The organism is Saccharomonospora xinjiangensis XJ-54 (genome assembly GCF_000258175.1).
GTDB classification, from domain to species: Bacteria; Actinomycetota; Actinomycetes; order Mycobacteriales; family Pseudonocardiaceae; genus Saccharomonospora; species Saccharomonospora xinjiangensis.
Map to the genome: position 1 here is coordinate 2,269,622 of NZ_JH636049.1, position 20,929 is coordinate 2,290,550.

Here is a 20,929-nt window from a genome sequence, read left to right on the forward strand (position 1 = left end):
GCCACGCGGCGTGGTCTACGCCATAGCCGCCCGTTGAACCGCCCTCGTGGCCTGCTCCAGCTCCTCGACGAGCCGTTCCTCGACCGGGTATCCGGCCGAGGCCATCCAGTTGGCGAGCATCCGGTGCCCACCTTCGGTGAGCACCGACTCGGGATGGAACTGCACGCCCTCAATGGGCAGCTCTCGATGCCGCATCCCCATCACGATGCCCGACGCGGTCCGCCCGGTGATCTCGAACGAGTCCGGGACGGTCTCCGGCAGCACGGTCAGCGAGTGGTACCTGGTGGCGGTGAACGGGTTCGGCAGTCCCGCGAGCACGCCCGCACCGTTGTGCTCCACCAGGCTGGTCTTGCCGTGCAGCAGCTCGGGTGCGCGATCGACGGTGGCACCCCACGCGACGCCGATGGCCTGATGCCCGAGGCAGACCCCGAGCATCGGCACCGACCCGTCCGCGCAGCGCCGCACCACATCGACGCTGCGCCCTGCCTTCTCCGGCGTGCCGGGTCCGGGAGACACGAGCACGCCGTCGAACTTCGCCACGTCCTCGACAGCAACGACGTCGTTGCGCCACACGGTGCATTCCGCGCCGAGCTGAGCGAGGTACTGCACCAGGTTGTAGACGAAGCTGTCGTAGTTATCGACGACGAGTACGCGCATGGGACGAGCCATGCGACAAGCCTACGTCGGCTGGGCCCTACTCCTGACCTCGGCGGCGGAACATCACGGCGGCCAGCGGCACCGCAACCACAGACCCGCCGACGAGCCACGCCACCACGGTCCACGCCGTGCCGTCGGCCACCGGCAGTCCCAGCAGCAGGCCGCGCAGCAGCTCGACCAACGGCGTCGTCGGCTGATGTTCGGCGAAGCCTTGCAGGAAGCCGGGCAGCGACTCCACGGGCACGAACGCGCTCGACACGTACGGAAGGAACAGCACGACGAAGGAGAACGCCCCCGCGGCCTGCACGCTCTTGACCAGCAGGCCCCACACCACCGACCACCACGCGATGGTGACGACGAATCCCACGACGACGGCGAGGACCAGCAGCCAGTCCACGACGTCCGCGTCGGGCGAGAAACCCAGGATCAGCGCGGCGACGACAGCGAGGCCGGTGGCGCAGACGTTGCGCAGCACGGATGCGACGACCTGGCTCGCGGGCAGCCCCCACCCCGCGATCGGGAGCGTCTTGAACCGCTGCGTCAGTCCGAGCCTGCGGTCCTCGGTGATGCCGACGCCGGTGGTGGCGGCGCCGTAGCCCGCACACAGCAGCATGACGGCAGGCGTCACGTAATCGACGTACGTCAACGTCGTCCCCGTGTCGATGGCCCTGCCGAAGACGCCGACCATGGCGCACATGAGGATGATCGGCAACGCCACGCCGACGAGCAGGCCGTCCACCTGGCGGAACTCCCGTCGCAACGCGCGCTGGGTGAGCAACACCAGTTCGTTGAGGCGGTTCGGCCTGGCCGCGCCGGCCGGTATGCCGGTCGGGATCGTCATGCCACAGGCTCCTTGTCCGTGAGCTGGAAGAACACGTCGTCGAGCGTGGGTGCCGCCAGCGACACCGATGCCACCCCGAGCCCCGCGCGGTGGAAATCGTCGAGAACCTGCCTCAGGTGGTCGGGTCCGCGCAGCGCCACCACCACCTCGCCGGTCTCGGGTTCGAGGTGGGTGCCGGGTTGGAGCGCCACGGCCGAGTGCGCGTGTTCCGGCCTCGTCATGGTCAGGCGGAGCCGCTCGGTACCGATCCTGCGCTTGAGCCCGTCCGGGGTGTCCTCCTCGATGACGCGGCCACCGCCGATGATCGCGACGCGGTCGGCGAGCTGGTCCGCCTCGTCGAGGTATTGCGTGGTCAGCAGGATCGTCGTGCCATCGCGGACGAGATCGCGGACGACGTCCCACAGGTCCGCCCTGCTGCGCGGATCGAGCCCGGTGGTCGGCTCGTCGAGGAACAGGATGCGAGGTGCGCCCACCATGCTCACGGCGAGGTCGAGCCTGCGTCGCATACCACCGGAGTAGTCGCCCGCCCTCCGGTCGGCGGCGTCGGTGAGCCGGAACTTCTCGAGCAGTTCGGCGGCCCTTCTCCGGGCTTCCTTCCTGCCGAGCTGGTTCAGTCCCGCGAACAACTCCAGGTTTTCCCGCCCCGTCAGCAACTCGTCAACGCTGGCCTGTTGCGCGGTGAGCCCGATGGCGCGGCGGACGGCCGAGGGTTCCGCACGGACGTCGTGGCCCGCGACCCTTGCCGTGCCGCCGTCCGGGATCAGGAGGGTGGTGAGGATGCGAACGGTGGTCGTCTTGCCGCATCCGTTGGGGCCGAGCAGGGCGAGCAGGGTCCCGGTCGGCACCGTCAGGTCAAGACCGTCGAGTACGGGGCGGCCGTCGAAGCTCTTGCGAAGTGCACGTGCCTCGATCGCTGGTGGTGACATTCGATCCTCCGTGTCCACTCGAAGTTACCGCGTAGACCTTACACTGTAAGCCATAAACTGTATATGCGATACGCGATGAGATGGCGGGGAGCTTCACCGGCGCGGACGCATAGGGTGAGCGAGGACGAGACGCGAAGGAGACGCATGGCGGACGAACGCGCACGGCCCGAGCTGCCCCCGGTCGTCGCACGGATGTGGGGGCGTGAGCCGGTCTCACGCCGAGGCCCGAAGCCCAGCCTCGACCTCGCCAGGATCACCACAGCGGCCATGGAGATCGCCGATGCCGAAGGACTCTCCTCGGTGTCGATGAGCAGCGTCGCCGCACGCCTCGGCGTCGCACCGATGTCGCTTTATCGCTATGTCGGCAGCAAAGACGAACTGTTGGTCGCCATGCTCGACGCCGTGTCGGAGGAGCCGCCGCCGCTCGGCGACCTTTCGCGGCGCGAATACCTGTACGCGTGGACGAAGGCGAACGCCGACCTGCTCGTCTCACGGCCGTGGACACTGTCCATCGCACGCGGCGGACCGCCGATGGGGCCGCGGGGACTGCGCTGGCTCGATCGGTTGCTCTCCGCGCTGGCCGATACTCCTCTGCACGAGGGAGAGAAGATCGGCATCGCCACGACACTGAGCGGGTACGCGCTCAGCCAGGCTTCGCTGATCATCGCGCTGGCACCGGAACGCGTCGGCACTCACCTGCCGCCCAGCTCGACCGTCTACGGGGAACTGCTCGCCGAGCTGGTGGACGAGGACTCCTACCCCGCTCTGACGAGCGCCGTCCGCAGTCAGGCGTTCGTCGCGGACCCCTCGGACTGGTACGGCCAGGACACCGACTTCCGGTTCGGCCTCGATCTGCTGCTCGACGGCATTGAGGCGTTGATCGCCAGTCGTACGCCAAGTGCCGACACGCGTACGCCAAGTGCGGACACGCGTGCATAAGGTGCGGACACGCGTGGTCAGCCTTCGACGGCGACGTCGTTGAAGGGCAGCAGGGGCTCTGCCCAGGGGAACACGACGAACATCAGCAGCGCCACGACGCCCAGTACCAGCACCGAGGCAAGACCGATCCGCACCGGCAGCGGGCCGGGCAGGTGCCGCCAGATCCAGCCGTACATCAGGCCTCCCCGATCTCCTTCAGCAGTTGCTCGTAGGACGCGCCGGTCTTCTTCTCGTACACGTTCGTGAGCACCCCGTGAATGATCATGCGCTCGCGGTCGGAGAACCGGGGGTGGCAGGTGGTGAGGGTCAGCAACTCGACCTGCGCGGCCTCGGCCAGAGTCGAATCGGGCTGGTACGGCACGGGTGCCACCGCGTCACCGCGCGTCGGAAGCACGATCCTGCGGCCCACGGTCTCCCCGTAGGCGGGATCGATCTCGGCGAGCGGCCTGACCCCCGCGCACCTCGGGTCCTTGCCCTTGCCCTGCGCCCAGCCCTGCGTCTCGTCGCTCATCGGCAACACGCGGTAGACGAAGAAGTTCTCCACCGTCTCGATCACCACGGCGTCACACGAGCCGAGCAGGTCGAGATCGTTGAACGGGGCACCCTTGCCCACCCTGTGTCCCGCCACCGCGAAGTTGCCTGGCTCGCCCGGCATGGCGCTCTCCTTGTAGTGGCCGGGGCCGATCTCCAGGGTCGCGGCATCCACGCCCTGCTGGACGGTGAAGTTCCAGTCGGCGCCGAACGACGGGATGTAGATGCGCGCGAACGCCTCACCTGTCATGGGGTCCGTGTGCATCTCGCGCTGCTGTGACCAGCGCTGGTCGAGATCGGCGCTGGCCTCGCGCTGGAGTTCGGACGACATGAGGTTGGTGACCCACAGCTCGTACACCACGAACAGCAGCACGACGACGCCGAGCGTGATGAGAATCTCGCCGAAGGCCCGCACGGCCACCCGGCCTTGACCGCCGCCACCACGCCGGGGCGGGGGCGGTCCTTCCCGCGGAGGTTCCGAAGGGCTTGCCGAATCCGGCACCCGCCCTGCCTGCCGCATCGGCTCCTGCTGATCCGGTCGCGGGGCCCGCACGGCGGGGGGCATCATCACCGGCTGGGTCGGAGCGTCGTCCTGCGAACCGGCGGGTGGCCTGCTCTGTCTCGCGGGTACCGGGCGTTCGGGCCGAGGTGGAATCGTCTTGCGCGGCGGAGTGCCACCACCGGGTTCAATGGCGGGCCGGGCCTGCCGCCGCTCGGGTGGTTCGTTCGGGCCGGGACGCCGTGGCACATGCGGCCGAGCCGTCCTGCCGTGGCGCGCTCCCGCCGATGCGACCTGATCGGGCGGGCCGCCTGGCAGCCTGCCACGCGAGGGCACGGCGATCTCGCGGGTCTCCGGGTCCTCGTATCTCGACAACCGAGCTCCTCTCGCGAGCGGCGCAAGGTCATCACGATCTGCTGACCGGCGCTCGCTCCCCGGTTCTGACGCCTGCCCGATTACGTTAACGTGTGGAGAGAGTGGCAGTTCCGCACTGCCGATCATTCTGCCCGACAGCACGCGAGGACTCCGATGCCCAAGTCCAAGGTCCGGAAGAAGACGGCGTATACGCCACCGACGAACCGCCGCACGCCGGTCAAGGTGCGCGCGGCTGGCCCTTCGCATCCGGTCTACAAGATCGTAATGTTCGGGTTGATGCTGCTCGGTCTCGCCTGGCTCGTCGTGAACTACCTCGCCGGCCACAAGATCGACTTCATGACCGAACTCGGTGGCTGGAATTTCGCGATCGGCTTCGCTTTCATGATCACTGGCCTTCTCATGACCATGAGATGGCGCTGACCAGCGAAAACACAGCGGCGTAATTCATCCCCACTGTGGATAACCCTGTGGACAACCCCGCCCCTTCCTGGGCGCCCAAGCCCGGACTGGTGGGTTTGGGGTGGGCTCTGACGGTGGCCGCAGCCTGCGCGCTCGCCTGGTTCGCCCTCTCCGGCGACCGCCCGGGCACACTTCTGCTCGGCGTCGTGACCGCCGCGGTCGGGGCTCTGTCCCTTCACGGCACCGTCGTGCGGCCCCGCCTCGCCGCCGACAGCGTCGGTGTGCGCGTGCGCACTCTCGGTGGCGCCAGGTCACTGCCGTGGTCCGACGTCTCAGTGCGCCTCGCCACCACCAAGCGATACGGCCGCGACGCCACCACCGTCGAGATCGACGCCGAGGACCGGCTCACCGTGTTCGGCTGGGTCGAACTCGGCGCCGACCCCCGTGACGTGTACGACGACCTGGTCAGGCTCCGTCAGGCGCCGCACAATGCCGGGTAGACCGCACACAACTGCTCCGCGATCCGGGCGTCGCGGTAGACGACGAGACCGATCAGTGCCGCAGCCACGAAGGCCACCGTTGCGGCCTGATACACCGCGCGGTTCTTCTCCGGCGCGTACACCATCGCCACCATCGCCACGGCACCGGCGGCAAGGCCGCCGAGATGCCCGAGCAGCGAGATGTTGGGGATCGACACGGTCAGGATCAGGTTCAAGACGATGATCCCGATAGCCGTCGTCGGATTCAGCCGCAGCCTCAGCACCGCGACCAGCATCGCGCCCATCAGTCCGTAAATCGCGCCCGAAGCGCCCGCCGTGCTCGTCTCCGGCGCGCCGAACGCGAACACCGCCGCCCCACCGCCCAGCATGGACACGAAGTAGACGGCAAGGAAACGGACCCGGCCGAGCAGCATTTCGAGATCACGTCCGAGGACCCACAACGCCAGCATGTTCATGGCGAGATGGAGCAGCCCGTAGTGCAGGAACCCCGATGTGATCAGCCGCCACCACTCGTCGAACGCGACGACAGCCTGCGGCCACAACACCCCTTCGGCGAACACGGGAGAGTTGTAATTGTTCATCGCATCGCGGGCCTGGAAGGCCGTGAGCACGAAGACCACCACGTTCACCGCGATCAGCAACGGAACGACCACGGGGCGCCGCGGCATCAACGCCCCGGTCACCGTGCGTTCGCCATAGCCCGCCCTCCGGTAGGACGAGGACGCGGCGCGGTGATGTTGCCGGGCCGAGGTCACACAGTCGATGCACTGGTGACCGACCGAAGCCTCCCGCAGGCAGTCCGGGCACGCAGGCCGATCACAGCGCACACAACGCAGACCGGTCTGCCGTGCCGGGTGCCACCAGCAGCCGGGAAGGGCCGCCTGCTGCGCAGGCCGGCCGAACGGCGGGGGGTTGGGGGGTTCGGTCACAGTGTTCTCGACACTCCTGCGTTCTCGACACTCCTGCGCTCACGGCCGAGGCCGGTTCACGATGTGGGACTCGCCACGCGCCCTCGACAGAGACGAGCGCGTGGCCCACCACCAACCTACCTGCTGTCGAGTGCCGCTCAGCCGCGTTCGACGGTGACGCGCTCGATGACGACGTCCTCGAGCGGCTTGTCCGCCGGGCCGGTGGCAGTGCGGGCGATGGCATCGACGACGTTCCGCGACTCCTGGTCCGCCACCTCACCGAAGATGGTGTGTTTGAAGTTCAGGTGCGGAGTGGGGGCCACCGTGATGAAGAACTGAGACCCGTTCGTTCCGGGGCCCGCGTTCGCCATCGCCAGCAGGTACGGCCTGTTGAACTGGAGTTCGGGGTGGAACTCGTCGCCGAATTTGTAGCCGGGGCCGCCTCGGCCGGTTCCCGTCGGGTCGCCGCCCTGGATCATGAAGCCGTCGATCACCCGGTGGAAGATGCTGCCGTCGTAGAACGGTCCGGACTTCTCACCCTTGGCGTTCGGCTGCGTGTACTCCTTCGTGCCCTCGGCCAGACCGGTGAAGTTCGCGACCGTCTTCGGCGCGTGGTCGGGGAAAAGCACGAGGTGGATGTCGCCTCGGTTGGTGTGCAGAGTGGCGTTGAGCTTCCCGCCACTGGGGGTTGCGTTGCTGTCAGTCACGCGATTCATCGTGCCATCCACGGCGAGATCGCCAGGAAAGGGGCAGGATGAGCCAGAGGCGCACGAGCCACGCAGACCAACGAATGACGAGGTGAGGCCGATGGGTTCGAAGGGTCGAACCACCCAGACAGTAGGTGATGCCACCAGAAACGGCGCGCGCACGTTGCGGGAGCGCGCCGCTGAGATCGGAAGGGTGAGCGCCGACATGGCGGCACAGGCAGCACAGGTCACCCAGATCGCCGAGCAGCGGCTGAGCGAGAGCACCGAGATCGCCCGCAAGGAACTCGCTCGCAGGGCGGCGGAGACCAGGCGCGAAGCCGTGCGCAGCGCGAAAGAGGCGCGCGCACTCGCCGAGCAGCGGCGGGCTGAGCTTCGCGTGCCGGGCCGTAAGGCGAAGAAGGCCGCGATCAAGGCGGCCAAGGCGGCAGGCCAGTCGCGGCGCAAGGCCAAGCGCGATTTCCGCGCGGCGAAGAAGGAGTTCAAGGCCGCCATCGCGGAGGCGAAGGCCGTGTCGAGGCACGGTGTGGCCAAGCGCGGCAAGCGCAGGTGGCCGTGGCTGCTGGGACTCGTCGCGCTGGCAGGCGCCGCCGCGTACGCGATGAGGTCACGGCACGAGGAGCCTGCGATCGCCCCTGTGCCTCCTCGCAGCACGGACACTCCCGCCCCGTCCGGAACGACGTCGCCCGCTTCCTCGAAGGCAGCGGAAACGGAAACGCGGTCGGGACAGCAATCGGCCACCGGCGACGCCAGGGCCACTCAGGCAGGCAAGTCCAGCTGACGTCGCGCGCTCGTGCGACCTCACGAAGGGGAAGACCCCCGGTGGCCGTCAGGCGCCGCCGGGGGTCTTCTCGCGAGTCGTGCGGATCAGGCAGCGTGCTTGTCGATCAGCCTGCCGAGGCGAGGCAGAGCCTCCTCGACGTTCTCCTTGCCCTTCGGGCGCAGCTTGCCGTAGACCTTCTTGATGCTCTCCCGGTCGCTGCGCTCGGCGCGGGCGTCGGTCACCGAGAGAAGAGCGTCGGCGGCGTCCGGCCGGGTGGGCAGGTACGAACCGAAGTCGCTCGCGCCGCTGGCCCTGAAGTCGGCGTAGATCGGCTCAAGGGCGGCGACGAACTCGTCGAGCAGGCTCTCGACGGCGGCACCGATGATGCCCGGCTTGATCTTCTTGACGGCCGCGTAGCCGGTCTTGATGACCGTGCCCGAGACGCCGCTCTTCGCCGCGACCTCCTCGTCGATCAGAGTCTGGAGGTCGGCCACCACGGTCGGGCGACGGCTGGAGTCGAGCAGGATTTCCTTGAGGGTGTCAGCCACGGATCTCATCCTTCACAGTCTGATTCCACGATTCGGTCGCAGGGCCGCCTCGCGGCTTCGGCACGCTTCCGGGTAACGAGGTGCCCCGAACGTGCCGATTTTGATGCCTGCGCGTGCGCGTAACCCTAATACAAGATCAAATTGGGCTGCACGCAGCGGTGTCCTGTCGTCACTCTCAGATCCCGAGCGAGCTGATGGCCTCGATCGCGACCGTCCGGGCTTTCACACTCTGTTGCTGGTTGGTGGTCACGATGACCGCCGTTCCCTCCTTCGATACCGCGTAGACGGCGCCGTCGTCACCCGATTCGTAGCCGCCTTCCCAACCGGTGGGCTGTGCGGTGGGGTTGGACGTCGCCACAGGGGCCGCAGCATCGACCAACGCCTTCGCCACGTCCACCTCCCCGACGTAGACCCGGACGGTGAGCTGAGTGTCGCCGTCAGGCCGGTAGAAGAAGCACGCGGGATGCGGCTCGTCCATGGATGTCTTGACACTGCCCACCCTTTGCCCGTTGGTCTGTGCCACGAACTCGCCGTCGAGGTAAGGGCACGGCTCCTCATTCGTGGGCTCGGGTTCCGGTGGCAGCGCCGCCGAGGATGCCTTCGCCGCGGCAGGCGACGAGGTGGTCTGCTCCTGTGGGGAGTCGCCGCCCGCACATCCCGACACGAGTGCGGCCACGGCGACACCGATCACGACAAGACTTCTGTGCATAACCCGCACAGTGAACCAGACCGGCTCGACCGCACCGCCGATCACACGGGGTTCAACCGCTCGGCCGCCACCTCGGGCTCCCCATCGCTACAGCCTCGCCAGCCGCTCGACGATGTTCCTCGCGGGCTGTTCCAGCACGTCGAGCGCGGTGCGCATATCGCTGTAGGTGTCAGAGTTCCAGCTCGACAGCTCGACGACGGTCTGCTTCACCTTGAACGTGAAGGGAGGATTCACGTCACCGAGGCTGATGAAGCACACATGCCCGTCTCCAATGTCGGAGAATTCGGCAGGCACTTTCAGCGGCGGCCCGAAAGGATGGTTGTACTTCTTGTCCCCGTCGCAGTTGTAGTTGTTGTACTGCGCGGCGCCCTGCTCGGTCTCGAAGTGCTCGAAACTCGCGACGAGCCCCTGTGGCACCACCGACGAGGACCCGACGTTGGAGTTCGCGGCCTGCTCGTTCTCCCGCCCGCACCCCGTCCTCACCGACCTGCTCGGCTCGTTGTCCTGGGTGCCGCCCTGCACCGAACCTGTCGTGACGCCCACGAAAATGTTGTAGCGCTCCTCGACCCTGCCGATGTCGGGCATGCCGAACGCGGTCTCGAAGTCCTCACCCGTGTACAGCGTGCAGGCGGGCTGGACCCACGCGAACTCGCCTGTGTACGAATATCGCGCGGGCGGAGTCGGCCCTTCCGACAAACGCTGCGCGACCGTGGTGGCGAGAGAATCGCGGAACTCCTCAGGTGAGGAGCCGCGAATTCCCTCCTCGTCCACCTTCACCACCAAGATCGCGTAGTAGTCGTCGCCGAAGAAGGCGATCTCCCAACCGCCCCAGTCGGTTCCCTCGACGATGAGCGTTATTCAGGTGGCATGGTTGCCTAAAAATAGGACAACGGCCCCGCCGTGTAAGATCGTTTTCCTACCACAGAAGACGATTAACAGGCGGAGCCGTTGCGATACCATTCTACTACAGGACTTTCTGCCGACCAGGTTGAGGAGCTTGTTGCCCGTATTTGGCAGATCGTTCAGTGCGGTCGCGAGCGATCGTGGCCTCCGGCTATGGGACTCTATCGGGCTGTCCTACTGACGTTGATTTATGTTCGGCAGAACCTGAACCAGGCGGCCGTGGGCGATCTGTTCGATGTCAGCCAGTCGACAGTGTCGAGAGTCTATCGACGCATTCTCCCGCTGATCGGAGAGGCGTTATGCCTGCACGTTCCCCACCTCAAAGAAGCGATACGCGGCCGACTTGTCCTCGTCGACGGCACCGACATCCCCACTGGCAACCGTGCAGGTCACGAGGACAACTACTCCGGTAAGCGCCGTCGGGCCGGGCTCAACATCCAGGTGGCAGCCGATACCGACGGCGTCCTGTTGGGAATATCGATACCCCTGCCTGGCGCAATGCATGACCGCAAAGCGTTCACCGAATGCGACTGGGAGGTTCTTCTGGCCGATGCCCCGATCATCGCCGACCCCGCCTACCAAGGAACTCACGCGATCACACCACGCAAAAAACCAAAGGGCGGCGAACTTTCCATCGGAGACAAGGCCAACAACAAAGCTATCTCCTCACTGCGTGCCGCAGTCGAACGGTGCATCGCCCATATCAAGAACTGGAAAATACTCGCCACCGGTTACCGAGGACGACTCGCCGAACTTCCCAACGTCATCCGAGTCATCACCGCATTGGAATTCTACCGACTTGGCTGGTAAGCCTGAATAACGCTCGATGACCTTCTGCCCCGCGATGGTCTCCTCGCGCACGATCGTGACGTCCACCGAGCTTTTTCCGCTGTAGATGTCCTCGAACTGCTCCTTCGACTCGGGGTCGTCGAAGGGAGGCTGGAAGATCGTCAGATTGAGCTGATTTGCGCCGTCGGTGGGGAACGAGCACGTACTCATGCCGTTGTTGCTCATACCCCCTTGTTCGGGATCGTGTTCCCCTTCTGCGATCTGGTGCCGGTTGACCAGCTGCCCGTTTGAGTCCTCACGGAGCACGACACCCGCACTGACGATGTCGGCGAGCGGAAGCACCAAGCATGCGTCGTAAGCGGGAGTGCCCCCGAATTGGAACGGGCCCTCGCTTCCCCGCTCCTGGTGCAGAACCATTCCGGACTGATGTCCGTCGTTCTTCCCCGCCGATTCCGGGGAAGCCGAGGGAAAACCGTCCACCGTTGTGACACAGCCGGTGGCCAGCGACAGTGCGAGCAGTGCGAGTGGCAATCGGATGGGCGCGCGCCGGTTCACCTGACACCGTTCTCTCGACGAATTCAAAGCCGAGAGGATGCTACTGATTCACCGTGGCGCGCGTGGCCGAAATCGCGAGATTCGCACTACGAGCGCCCTTCGGCCCCCGCTGCCCCGAGTGTCGAGATCGGACGTTTCCGGCCCTGCCTTTCAGGCAACTCCCACGCGTGCGGATCGGAAACACCGAGTTCACAGGCCGCGGCGGGCGGATGGGCTGCCTGACGATGATCTTGGTGTCGATCCTGCTCTCACTACTGCTGACGGTACTGATCAACTTGCTGTGACGCCTGCGGCCGCGCCGACTGCCTCTCGCAGGCAGGACGCGGTGTGTGAGCCCTCCGCGCCGAGCAACTCCGCCGGTGTTCCCTCGAACAGCACCCGGCCTCCCGCGCTGCCCCCTTCGGGACCGAGGTCGATCACCCGATCCGCGTGGGCGATGACGTCGAGGCTGTGTTCGATGACCACGACCGTGGCCCGCCTCTCGTCAACCAGGTGGTCGAGGACGTCCAGCAGCCGATCGACATCGCGGGGATGCAAGCCGGTCGTCGGCTCGTCGAGCACGTAGACGCTTCCGGGTTTGCGCACGTGCGCGGCGAGTTTGATGCGCTGGCACTCACCGCCGGACAACGTCGTGAGCGGTTGGCCGAGGCGCAGGTAGGAGAGGCCGACGTCCGCTACGGCGCGGAGGACCCCTGCAACGGAACGGTTGCCCGCGAAGAACTCCAGCGCCTCGCCGATCGTCATCTCCAGCACGTCGCTGATCGATCTGCCCCGCAGCCGGTGGGCCAGCACCTCGTCGCCGAACCGCCTGCCCTCGCAGTCGTCGCACGGCATGGTGACCGAGTCGAGGTAGGCCAGCTCGCTTTCGAGCACGCCGAGTCCGCCACACGCGGGGCAGGCTCCCTCGGAATTGGCGCTGAACAGGGTGGGACTCGCCCCGGACGCTTTCGCGAACTCCTTACGGATGGGGCCGGACACGCCGGTGTAGGTCGTGACCGTCGAGCGCCGGTTGGTGGTCGGCGGCGACTGATCAACCATGATCACGCCAGGGTGCGTGCGGCACAGGCCCTCACGAACCAGCGTCGATTTCCCCGACCCGGCCACTCCCGAGACCACGGTCAGCACACCCGTGGGGAAGTCCACATCGACGTCACGCAGGTTGTGGGCATCGACACCGCTCACCTTGATCCGCCCTTGCGGCGTGCGAGGCAGGGAGCGCACGGTCGGGGTCGTCTTGAGATACCTCGCCGTGACCGTGTCTGCCGAGACGAGATCGGCCACGCTCCCGCTGAACACGACCCTGCCACCTCCCGTACCCGCGTCGGGCCCCATGTCGATCACATGGTCGGCCGCATCGACGATGTCCCGATCGTGCTCGACGACGAGAACCGTGTTGCCGTTGTCGCGGAGGCGGCACAGCAGTCCGACAAGCCTGCGCACATCCCTCGCGTGCAGCCCGATGCTCGGCTCGTCGAACACGTACAGCAGGTCGGTGAGCGTGCTCGCGAGGTGCCGCACGATCTTGATGCGCTGGCTCTCGCCGCCGGACAACGTCGCCGTCGCCCTGTCGAGACTGAGGTATCCGAGACCGATGTCCACGAGGTGGCCCACCCTGGCCCGCAGCGCGTCGAGCACAGGCCGGACCCTCGGCAGGTCGAGCCCGCTCACCCACTCGTGCAGGCGGGTGGCGTCCATGGCGTAGACGTCGGCGATGTCGCGCCCTTCGATCCGGCAACTCCGCGCGGCCTCGGACAACCGGCTGCCGCCGCAATCGCCGCACGGCACCGTGGCGGTGAACCGCGCGGCCAGCTGCCTTGTCCGCTCCCCCATCTCGGACGGATCACGCCGGAGGTAGAGCCTGCGGAACTTCACGACCGCGCCCTCGTAGGTGGCATTGACCTGCTGCCCCTTGATTCGCACCACCACCGAACCCGACCGCCCGTACAGCAGGCGGTTCCGCTCCGAGTCGGTGTACTCCCTGATCGGCTTGTCTTGATCGAACTCGTCGCTCTCTGCGTAGATCTGCCAGTGCCAGGTACCCACCTTGAACGCGGGTGCGAGCAGCGCACCCTCGGCCAGTGAACGGTCCTCGTCGAGGAACGCGGAGAGGTTCACGTCGGTCACAGAACCGATCCCGTCGCACGCGGGACACATCCCGGCAGGCAGGTTGAAGGAGAACACGTCCGAGCCGCCGACGAACGGCTGACCTGCCCTGGAGAACAACAGGCGGAGCAACGGCGCGATGTCGGTGACAGTGCCCACTGTGGACCGTGCGCCACCACCGAGGCGTTTCTGGTCAACGACGATGACGGCCGAGAGGTTCTCCACGAAATCCACGTCGGGCCTGCTGTAGCTCGGCAGGAATCCCCGCACGAACGCGGGCAGCGTCTCGTGGAGTTGCCTTTGCGCCTCCGTGGCGATGGTGTCGAAGACGAGCGACGACTTGCCCGAACCGGACACTCCGGTGACCACCGTGAGCGTGTGTTTTGGGACGTCGATGTCGATGTCGGCGAGGTTGTGGGAGCGCGCACCGATGACCCGGATCTTGTCAGTTCGCATGCCTTAAAGTGTGTCATTGAAATGCATGTTGGCAGTTTTTGCGGCAAAGTGCCAAGAAAATTGGCCCAAACCTTCAACTCAACGGGAGGGTCACGAGGTTATGGGAAAGCGCACTCTGCGGCCCGTGGATCTCGCGAGGGCCGCGGGGGTCTCCACGCAGCAGATCCGCAACTACGCCGACGCGGGCATCCTGCCTCCGACATCGCGCACGTCCACCGGATACCGCGTGTTCCTGCCGCGCCACCGTGACGCGGTGCTGACCTACCGCGCGCTGGTGGCCGGTGCGGGAAGGCAGGCGGCTCTGGAGATCATGGCGGCGGCCAATGACGGCGAGACGCGGCAGGTACTCGTGCTGCTCGACGCCGCACACGCCGAACTGCACGACGCTCGCCGGTCGCTCAAGGAGATAGCCGAGGCGCTTCGGGCCGTCGCCCGGCAGGACCCGCCGCCGTTACCTCAGACCAGCCTGTACATCGGCGACGTGGCACGCCGGCTCGGGGTGCGCACGTCCGCTCTGCGGGTGTGGGAGTCCGTGGGACTTCTCCGCCCCGGCAGGGAGAAAGGCACGGGATACCGCGTCTTCTCCCCCGCCGACGTCCGCGAGGCACAGATGATTCACCTGCTCAGGCAGGTTCGGTACCCGCTGCCCCAGATCGGGCCGGTGCTCGACGCGCTACGGCGGACGGGAAGCACCGACGCGCTGCTCGCCGCCGTCGCCACACGCACCGACGAGGTCGATCGAAGGGCGACGGCACTGCTCGACGCGTCGGCCCTGCTCCACGCCTACCTCTCACAAGACTTCCCGACGGCACACCCGCAGGCCCTGCCACGACGGGAGCAGGACGCGACCGGTGGTCTGCGACCTGCCGATGAGGACACCCCGACGTGATGGCACAGCCTGAGTTCATGGACCACCACGGACGGTGGTGGTGGATCGCCGAAGGGCTGACGCTGCTGCTGTTCGGGTGGGCGCTGGGCGCGATCCTGCTCGATGGGCCGCCGTTCTGGCTGGGAGCGACGCTCGCCGGTTCCCTGCTGTGCTGGCTGTCGTTCGTCGTGCTCTCACCGCGCAGACCTCGCGCCGCGGCGAACGCGCTCGCGCTGTGCTCGCTGCTCGCATCGGTGGCACTCGTGTCCGGCGAACTGGCGGTGTTCGTGCTGTCGGCTGCGGCGCTCGGCGTCTACGCCTCCCACCCGACGCCCTCCACCGGCACGATCATGTCAGTGGGTGCGGCCAACCTCGCCATCACCTCGGTTGCGGTCCTCCTCACCGGTGCGGGCCCCGAACTGCTCGCCGCCACGATCCTCACCGTGGTGGTGATGATGTTGATCGGAGCCAACCGCAGGCAGTACCAACTCCGAGCCAGGCAGACCGAGCAGTTGCTCGAACAGACCCGGCTGGCCAGGAGCGAGCACGCACGTGCGGCGGCACTCGACGAACGTGCCCGCATCGCGAGGGAGATCCACGACGTGCTCGCGCATTCCCTCGGCGCTCTTCGCGTCCAACTGGAGGTCGCCGAAGCCGAACTCGAAGCAGGGCACGACCGCGCCGCGACGCTGGAGCGGGTGCGCCGGTGTCGCAGGCTCGCCGTCGAAGGACTCACCGAGGCCCGCGACGCCGTTTCGGCGTTGCGCCGCGATGTCCCCGCCTTCGATGAGGCACTCGCGGAACTTGCCGATCGTTTCGGCCGCGATCACGATGCGAGCGTGGTGCTGCGCTGCCGGGGCACTGCGCGGCCCGTGCCGTCCGCCGCGACGGTGGCGCTGCTCGGTACCGTCAGGGAAGCCCTCACCAACGCCGCGAGACACGCGCCAGGTGCGCTGATCACGATCACCCTCGACCACACCGGTGAGACCGTCGGCGTCGTGGTGCACAACCCCGTCACCACAGCACCGCAACGCACCACAGGCACCGGGTTCGGCCTCACGGGAATGGCCGAACGGCTCGCCCTGTGCGGCGGCACACTGGAAGCAGGTCCCTGCGACGACGGCTGGACGGTGACGGCCGTCGTCCCCACCTCGCCCACTCCGCCCATTTCGCCCAATTCGGATAATCACGAATCCACACTGGAGGCCCGGTGACCATCCGCGTCGTCGTCGCCGACGACCAGCAGCTCGTCCGTGAAGGGCTGGTGGCCTTGCTGGAACTGATGGGAGACGTCACCGTCGTCGGGCAGGCCGCGAACGGGAACGGCGTGCTCGACGTGCTCGAACGCAAACCCTGTGATGTCGTCCTCATGGACCTGCGCATGCCCGTGCTCGACGGCGTCGCGGCGACGAGGCTGGTCCGCACACGCCATCCCGAGGTGGCGGTGCTCGTGCTCACCACCTACTCGGATGACGACTCGATCCACGCCGCCCTCACCGCGGGCGCGCGGGGCTACCTCACGAAGGACGCGGGCCGCGCCGAGATCCACGCCGCGCTGCACGCCGTTGTCGCGGGCCAGTCCACCTTCGGCTCGGAGGTGTCGCAGCGGCTGGTCGCGGCTCTCGCGCATCGCTTTCGCCCCGGCGTGAGCCCTGAAACGCTCACGGCACGGGAACGCGAGGTGCTCACACTGATCGGAGCCGGTCTGTCCAATCGCGACATCGCACGCAAGCTCTACGTCGCGGAGACCACCGTGAAGACCCACATCAACAATGCCTTCGCCAAGATCGGTGCGCGCAACCGCGCCGACGCCGTCCGCTACGCCTACGACGCTGGGCTCGCGTGCGGCGCTGTCGGTGCTGCGGACGATCTCCACCCGGATCTCCACCCGTGAGTGGAGCCGCGTCGAAGGATGCGCCCGTAGCCTGCCCGGACTGTGAGTAACGGACGGAACACCACGGCACGGCACGGCCGGATCGACGCGCTCGACCTGGCAAGGGGAATCGCCATCCTTGGCACGTTCGCCACCAACGTCTGGATCTTCACCGATCCGGCAGGCGCGCTGGGGTGGCTCGCCCTCGACGTCGAGAGAGGTGCCGTCGAGACGCTGCTGCTGACGCTGTCGAACGGCAAGTTCCTCGCGCTGCTGTCGATCCTCTTCGGCGTCGGGCTGGAACTCCAGTACCGCTCCGCGGTGCGCAGGGGTCTTCGCTGGCCGGGCCGATACCTATGGCGCGCGACCTTGCTGCTGCTGGAAGGCGCCCTCCACTACCTGCTGATCTTCGAGTTCGACGTGCTGACCGGGTACGCGCTGGTCTCGGTGCACGTGGCCTTCCTCGTGAGCCGCAGCGACCGGGTTCGCCGCACGTGGCTCGCGGTGGCGGCCGCCGTCCACGTCACGTTTGTCGGGCTGCTCACCGCTGCCTCGCTGTCGGGCGCGTTTTCCGGTGCTGCCGACGGAACCGCGAGCACGAGAGACGCCGAGTACACAGCCATCGCGGCCTACAGCTCCGCGAGCTGGCTCGACCAGGTGCGGACCCGCATCGAGCTGGCCGGGTTCTTCCGGCTGGAGATCCTGCTGATCGTTCCCCTGTCCACGGTGTTGTTCCTCGCGGGTATCGAGGTGTTGCGCGCTGGCGCGTTCGAGGACTCGGAACGTGGGTCGCGGGTGCGGCGCCGCCTTCTGATTCTCGGCCTCGGTGCCGGTGTGCCGTTGAACCTGGTCACGGCGTTCGCAGGGCCGGACTGGTTCTTCGTCGATCGCTACATCGTTCCCCCGATCGTCGCGTTCGGACTTCTTGCCGCCGTTGTGGAGTTCGCGGCGAGGACGCGCGGCGGGGTGCTGCGGCGCGGGCTGATCGCCACGGGCCGCGCGGCTATGTCGTGCTACGTCCTTCAGAACCTCGTGGCCGGTGCCCTCTGCTACGGCTGGGGCCTTGGCCTTGCGACACTGCTCGCCGACGCGAGGCCGTGGTGGGTACTGGCCGCGTGGGCCTTCGTGAGCGCGCTGCTCATGACACTGGCGGCGCTGTGGCTGCGCGCCTTCTCCCGTGGCCCGCTCGAACTGCTTCTGCACCGCCTCTACACGGGAGGGCCGAAGAAGGTGGGCGAGCCGGTATAGGTCAGTCCTCCCTGATCAGTCCATTGGGGACGGACTGAGCCGGGAGGGTGAGCCACGGGGCCGGTTCGGGGTGACCGTGCGCACGCGGCCCGAACGCCACGACGCCGTTCGGCCTCTGCCGGGACAGTTCACCCGCCATGCGCAGCCCCTCGCTGTGCAGTCCGGCTGCGCGCTCGAAGTCACCCTCGGTCTCGGCGAGTTCGGCGAGCGTGCTGGTCGCCTGTATCTGCCCCCACCGGTCGCCCACCTCCCTGAAGAGGTGCCAGGCCGATGTGGCGTCCCGGTGAGCGGCTTCGAGATCGGCCCTCTCCCGCTCGATCTCCGCTCGCAGGTTCAGCGCCGCCGCGATGCCCCAGTGGTCGCCGACCTCGCCGAACTCGTCGAGAGTGCGTTCGGCGAGGTCGGCCGCCGTGGTGAGACCGCCACCTCGCTGCGCATGCGCGAGGAACCACCGTGCCCTCGCCCGCTCCGCCGTTGCGGTGATCTCGTCGTGAGCCGAGCGAGCCCTGCGCGCGAGCGCTGTCGTGCCGTCGCCCATCAGGAACGCGATACCGGCCCGCCACGCGACGAGGCGGGGATCGGGGTTCAGGGCGAGCACCGCGTCCAGCGCCCTGCCCGCCTCGTTCAGGCATCCACGCAGGACGCAGTACCACGTCAGCGCATCGACGAGCCGCGTCGCCTGTTCCACGTCGGCGACCCGCACCGCCGTGTCCAGCGCGGTCCGGATGTTCGAGAGGTTCCGGTCGAGCCGCCCCAGCCCCCGTAGTTGCTCCGCGCCATACAGCAACGGCCTCGCCCGCTCGACCAGCCCCACATAGTGGTGGAGATGCCGGGTGCGGAGTTCGTCGTACTCGTCCGTGATCCTCGACTGCTCGACGCAGTACTCGCGCACCGACTCAAGCAGCGCGTACCTGGGTCCCTCTGTGTTCGCCGGGTCCCCTGGGTTCCCTGGGTTCCCGGATACCACCACGAGTGAGCGGTCCACGAGCCGGGACAGCAGGTCGAGAGTGGTCGGCTCACCAGCCTCGCCGGACCCGGCTGGCTTCCGGCGCGCGACGGCCTCGGCCGCGGCGAGGGTGAAGCCGTCGGTGTGCACGCCCAGTCTGCGCAGCAGCGCCCGCTCGGGTTCGCCGAGCAGCTCCCAACTCCAGTCGATCATCGCCCGTAGCGTCCTGTGCCGGGCAGGAGCGTCCCGCCGCGACGACACGAGCAGCCCAAACCGGTCGTCCAGCCGCGCGGCAAGGTCGTGCACGTCCAGCACCCGAAGCCTGCTCGCCGCGAGTTCGATGGCGAGTGGGATGCCGTCCAGACGTCGGCAGATGGCGGCCACGGCCACCGCGTTGGGCGCATCGACGCGAAAGCCCGGCACAGCGGCGGCGGCCCGGTCGGCGAACAATGTCACCGAGCCGGAGGCCAGGATCGTAGCCAGATCGGCGTCCTGAGCTGGAACGTCCAGTGTGGGTACCGGCCACAGCCATTCCCCCGCAATCGAGAGAGGTTCCCTGCTAGTGGACAGAATGCTCAGGTCAGGGCAGTCGTCGAGGAGCCTTCTGACCACGAGGGCAATCGGTTCGATCACGTGCTCGCAGTTGTCGAGAAGCAGCAGCATGCGCCTCGACCGCACCGCGGCGGCGAGTCGCGTCACATCGTCTCCGCGGAACCGCCGCACGTCCTCGTCACGGATGTCGAGTGCCGAGGCGAGCACATCCACGATCCGCTGCGGGCTCGACGTACCCGCCGCCGATGCCGTGTCGATACCCGACAGCTCCACCAGGGCCACACCGTCGGCGAACGTGCCGTCGAGACCACGTGCCACCTCGATGGCCAGTTGCGTCTTGCCGACGCCTCCCGGCCCCGTCAGCGTGACAAGCCGGTGAGCGGACACGAGCGACCTCACCCGCGCGACGGCCTCAGCCCTGCCGACCAGCCTCGTCGCGGCCGAGGGCAGCCGCACACGGTCTCGTTCGTACCCGGTTTCGCTCGCCGCACCCAGTTCGGGAGCCTGAGCGAGGATCGCGCCGTGCAGGGCGACCAGTGAAGGGCTGGGATCGACACCCAGTTCGTCGGCAAGCCGCCGACGCAGATCGGCATAACCTGCGAGCGCCTCGCCCTGCCGTCCAGCCAGGTACAGCGCGCGGATGTGGGATTCCCGGAGCCGTTCGCGCAGCGGGTGGCGGTTCACCAGCTCCGAAAGCTCGCCGACGAGTCCGCTGTGCTCTCCGAGTTCGAGCCGGGCCTCGGCGAGCTGTTCCACCGCGGCCAGCCGCTCTTCCTCAAGCCTGGCCGCAGCCGGTTTCGCGAAGGCGCAGTCCGCGAAGTCGGCATACGCGGGCCCTCGCCACAGTCCGAGCGCCCGCGACAGCGTGGTGACGCGCTCGCGCGCATCGGCCGTCGCATCGGCGGAGGCCGTCAACGCCCGGAATTCGATCGCGTCCACAGTGTCCTCTATGGACGATGACCCTTCCACGCCCATTGCGGTGGACCAGCGCAGACGGTAGCCGGGCCGCTCCGACACCACGAGTTCGCGGCCACCAGGTCGCACCGAATCCAGCACCTTACGCAGCTGGGACACCCGGGTGTGCAGCGCGCCGATCGGGTTGCGTGGAAGGCGACCGTGTCCCCACAGCTGTTCGACCAGCCGGTCGGACGAGACGATGCGACCCTCCGCAACCACAAGTCTCGCCAGCAGCGCCCTGACCTTCAGTTCCGGAATCCGCACAGGGGTTCCGTCTTCCGTCCACACCGCCAGCGGACCCAACACCCCGAACCGCACCGGATGAGCCTACTGACGGGCCGGGAGAGAATCCGAAGAAGACCTGGAGAGCGCGCTTCCAG

21 protein-coding genes are annotated in these 20,929 nt (G+C 67.5%); 9 read left to right on the forward strand and 12 right to left on the reverse strand.

Translation table 11 applies throughout. The annotated features are described in order from the left end of the window. Positions 1–15: 15 nt before the first annotated feature. Genes SACXIDRAFT_RS09890 through SACXIDRAFT_RS09900 form a run of 3 tightly spaced genes read right to left on the reverse strand, consistent with a single transcriptional unit; the run spans position 16 to position 2,424 of the window. A complete protein-coding gene (locus SACXIDRAFT_RS09890; protein WP_040922112.1) occupies positions 16–657 on the reverse strand; it encodes an aminodeoxychorismate/anthranilate synthase component II in 642 nt (213 codons plus the stop codon). A gap of 37 nt (positions 658–694) precedes the next feature. Continuing rightward, entirely contained in the window at positions 695–1,498 is an 804-nt protein-coding gene (locus SACXIDRAFT_RS09895) for an ABC transporter permease (protein ID WP_006238416.1), read from the reverse strand. Next, a complete protein-coding gene (locus tag SACXIDRAFT_RS09900) occupies positions 1,495–2,424 on the reverse strand; it encodes a daunorubicin resistance protein DrrA family ABC transporter ATP-binding protein (protein ID WP_006238417.1) in 930 nt (309 codons plus the stop codon). Before SACXIDRAFT_RS09900 ends, SACXIDRAFT_RS09895 begins: the two co-directional genes overlap by 4 nt. 144 nt (positions 2,425–2,568) lie before the next feature. On the opposite strand from SACXIDRAFT_RS09900, the gene SACXIDRAFT_RS09905 reads away from it, so the two are divergent. Beyond that, positions 2,569–3,363, forward strand: a complete 795-nt coding sequence (locus tag SACXIDRAFT_RS09905) for a TetR/AcrR family transcriptional regulator (RefSeq protein ID WP_006238418.1) — start codon at positions 2,569–2,571, stop codon at positions 3,361–3,363. 17 nt (positions 3,364–3,380) lie between these two features. On the opposite strand, the gene SACXIDRAFT_RS23295 is transcribed toward SACXIDRAFT_RS09905, so the two are convergent. After that, positions 3,381–3,539, reverse strand: a complete 159-nt coding sequence (locus SACXIDRAFT_RS23295; RefSeq protein WP_006238419.1) for a hypothetical protein — start codon at positions 3,537–3,539, stop codon at positions 3,381–3,383. Then, positions 3,539–4,414 (reverse strand): class E sortase, encoded by an 876-nt coding sequence (locus tag SACXIDRAFT_RS09910; RefSeq protein ID WP_006238420.1) that lies wholly within the window; start codon positions 4,412–4,414, stop codon positions 3,539–3,541. The genes SACXIDRAFT_RS23295 and SACXIDRAFT_RS09910 overlap by 1 nt, the downstream gene beginning before the upstream one ends. A gap of 507 nt (positions 4,415–4,921) precedes the next feature. Between SACXIDRAFT_RS09910 and crgA the strand changes: the two genes are divergently transcribed. Beyond that, on the forward strand, positions 4,922–5,188 hold the full coding sequence (crgA, locus tag SACXIDRAFT_RS09915) for a cell division protein CrgA (RefSeq protein WP_006238421.1): 267 nt from the start codon (positions 4,922–4,924) through the stop codon (positions 5,186–5,188). 47 nt (positions 5,189–5,235) lie between these two features. Continuing rightward, a complete protein-coding gene (locus tag SACXIDRAFT_RS09920; RefSeq protein ID WP_006238422.1) occupies positions 5,236–5,667 on the forward strand; it encodes a PH domain-containing protein in 432 nt (143 codons plus the stop codon). On the opposite strand, the gene SACXIDRAFT_RS09925 is transcribed toward SACXIDRAFT_RS09920, so the two are convergent. Together SACXIDRAFT_RS09925 and SACXIDRAFT_RS09930 are read right to left on the reverse strand one after the other, a co-directional pair. Then, positions 5,643–6,596 (reverse strand): rhomboid family intramembrane serine protease, encoded by a 954-nt coding sequence (locus SACXIDRAFT_RS09925; RefSeq protein ID WP_006238423.1) that lies wholly within the window; start codon positions 6,594–6,596, stop codon positions 5,643–5,645. The genes SACXIDRAFT_RS09920 and SACXIDRAFT_RS09925 overlap by 25 nt on opposite strands. Positions 6,597–6,733: 137 nt before the next feature. Next, positions 6,734–7,291 carry a peptidylprolyl isomerase gene (locus tag SACXIDRAFT_RS09930; RefSeq protein ID WP_006238424.1) on the reverse strand — a complete coding sequence of 186 codons (558 nt, stop codon included), beginning with the start codon at positions 7,289–7,291 and terminating at the stop codon, positions 6,734–6,736. Positions 7,292–7,382: 91 nt separating this feature from the next. Between SACXIDRAFT_RS09930 and SACXIDRAFT_RS09935 the strand changes: the two genes are divergently transcribed. Further along, complete coding sequence (locus tag SACXIDRAFT_RS09935) at positions 7,383–8,060, forward strand: hypothetical protein (RefSeq protein ID WP_006238425.1); 678 nt, start codon at positions 7,383–7,385, stop codon at positions 8,058–8,060. Positions 8,061–8,146: 86 nt separating this feature from the next. On the opposite strand, the gene SACXIDRAFT_RS09940 is transcribed toward SACXIDRAFT_RS09935, so the two are convergent. From SACXIDRAFT_RS09940 to SACXIDRAFT_RS09950, 3 genes are all read right to left on the reverse strand, one after another. Further along, positions 8,147–8,590, reverse strand: a complete 444-nt coding sequence (locus SACXIDRAFT_RS09940) for a DUF6918 family protein (RefSeq protein WP_006238426.1) — start codon at positions 8,588–8,590, stop codon at positions 8,147–8,149. A gap of 175 nt (positions 8,591–8,765) precedes the next feature. Then, positions 8,766–9,299: a DUF2020 domain-containing protein gene (locus tag SACXIDRAFT_RS09945; protein ID WP_040922575.1), complete on the reverse strand. Its 534-nt coding sequence runs from the start codon at positions 9,297–9,299 to the stop codon at positions 8,766–8,768. Between the two features lie 87 nt (positions 9,300–9,386). After that, a complete protein-coding gene (locus tag SACXIDRAFT_RS09950) occupies positions 9,387–10,082 on the reverse strand; it encodes a hypothetical protein (protein ID WP_157599657.1) in 696 nt (231 codons plus the stop codon). A gap of 273 nt (positions 10,083–10,355) precedes the next feature. Here SACXIDRAFT_RS09950 and SACXIDRAFT_RS22380 point away from each other — a divergent pair, with 273 nt between their 5' ends. Then, positions 10,356–11,012 carry a transposase family protein gene (locus tag SACXIDRAFT_RS22380; protein WP_198284311.1) on the forward strand — a complete coding sequence of 219 codons (657 nt, stop codon included), beginning with the start codon at positions 10,356–10,358 and terminating at the stop codon, positions 11,010–11,012. Between the two features lie 804 nt (positions 11,013–11,816). Here the strand turns inward: SACXIDRAFT_RS22380 and SACXIDRAFT_RS09965 are convergent. After that, on the reverse strand, positions 11,817–14,105 hold the full coding sequence (locus SACXIDRAFT_RS09965) for an ATP-binding cassette domain-containing protein (protein ID WP_006238431.1): 2,289 nt from the start codon (positions 14,103–14,105) through the stop codon (positions 11,817–11,819). Positions 14,106–14,205: 100 nt separating this feature from the next. Here SACXIDRAFT_RS09965 and SACXIDRAFT_RS09970 point away from each other — a divergent pair, with 100 nt between their 5' ends. The 4 genes from SACXIDRAFT_RS09970 to SACXIDRAFT_RS09985 are packed head-to-tail and all read left to right on the forward strand — an operon-like array spanning position 14,206 to position 18,094. Continuing rightward, a complete protein-coding gene (locus SACXIDRAFT_RS09970) occupies positions 14,206–14,994 on the forward strand; it encodes a MerR family transcriptional regulator (protein ID WP_006238432.1) in 789 nt (262 codons plus the stop codon). 17 nt (positions 14,995–15,011) lie between these two features. After that, on the forward strand, positions 15,012–16,187 hold the full coding sequence (locus tag SACXIDRAFT_RS09975) for a histidine kinase (protein ID WP_232285284.1): 1,176 nt from the start codon (positions 15,012–15,014) through the stop codon (positions 16,185–16,187). Further along, entirely contained in the window at positions 16,184–16,867 is a 684-nt protein-coding gene (locus SACXIDRAFT_RS09980) for a response regulator transcription factor (RefSeq protein WP_006238434.1), read from the forward strand. Before SACXIDRAFT_RS09975 ends, SACXIDRAFT_RS09980 begins: the two co-directional genes overlap by 4 nt. Positions 16,868–16,909: 42 nt before the next feature. Beyond that, positions 16,910–18,094: a DUF418 domain-containing protein gene (locus tag SACXIDRAFT_RS09985; protein WP_006238435.1), complete on the forward strand. Its 1,185-nt coding sequence runs from the start codon at positions 16,910–16,912 to the stop codon at positions 18,092–18,094. Between the two features lies 1 nt (position 18,095). Here SACXIDRAFT_RS09985 and SACXIDRAFT_RS09990 read toward each other — a convergent pair whose 3' ends face one another. Next, positions 18,096–20,867: an AfsR/SARP family transcriptional regulator gene (locus SACXIDRAFT_RS09990; RefSeq protein WP_006238436.1), complete on the reverse strand. Its 2,772-nt coding sequence runs from the start codon at positions 20,865–20,867 to the stop codon at positions 18,096–18,098. Positions 20,868–20,929 lie beyond the last annotated feature (62 nt).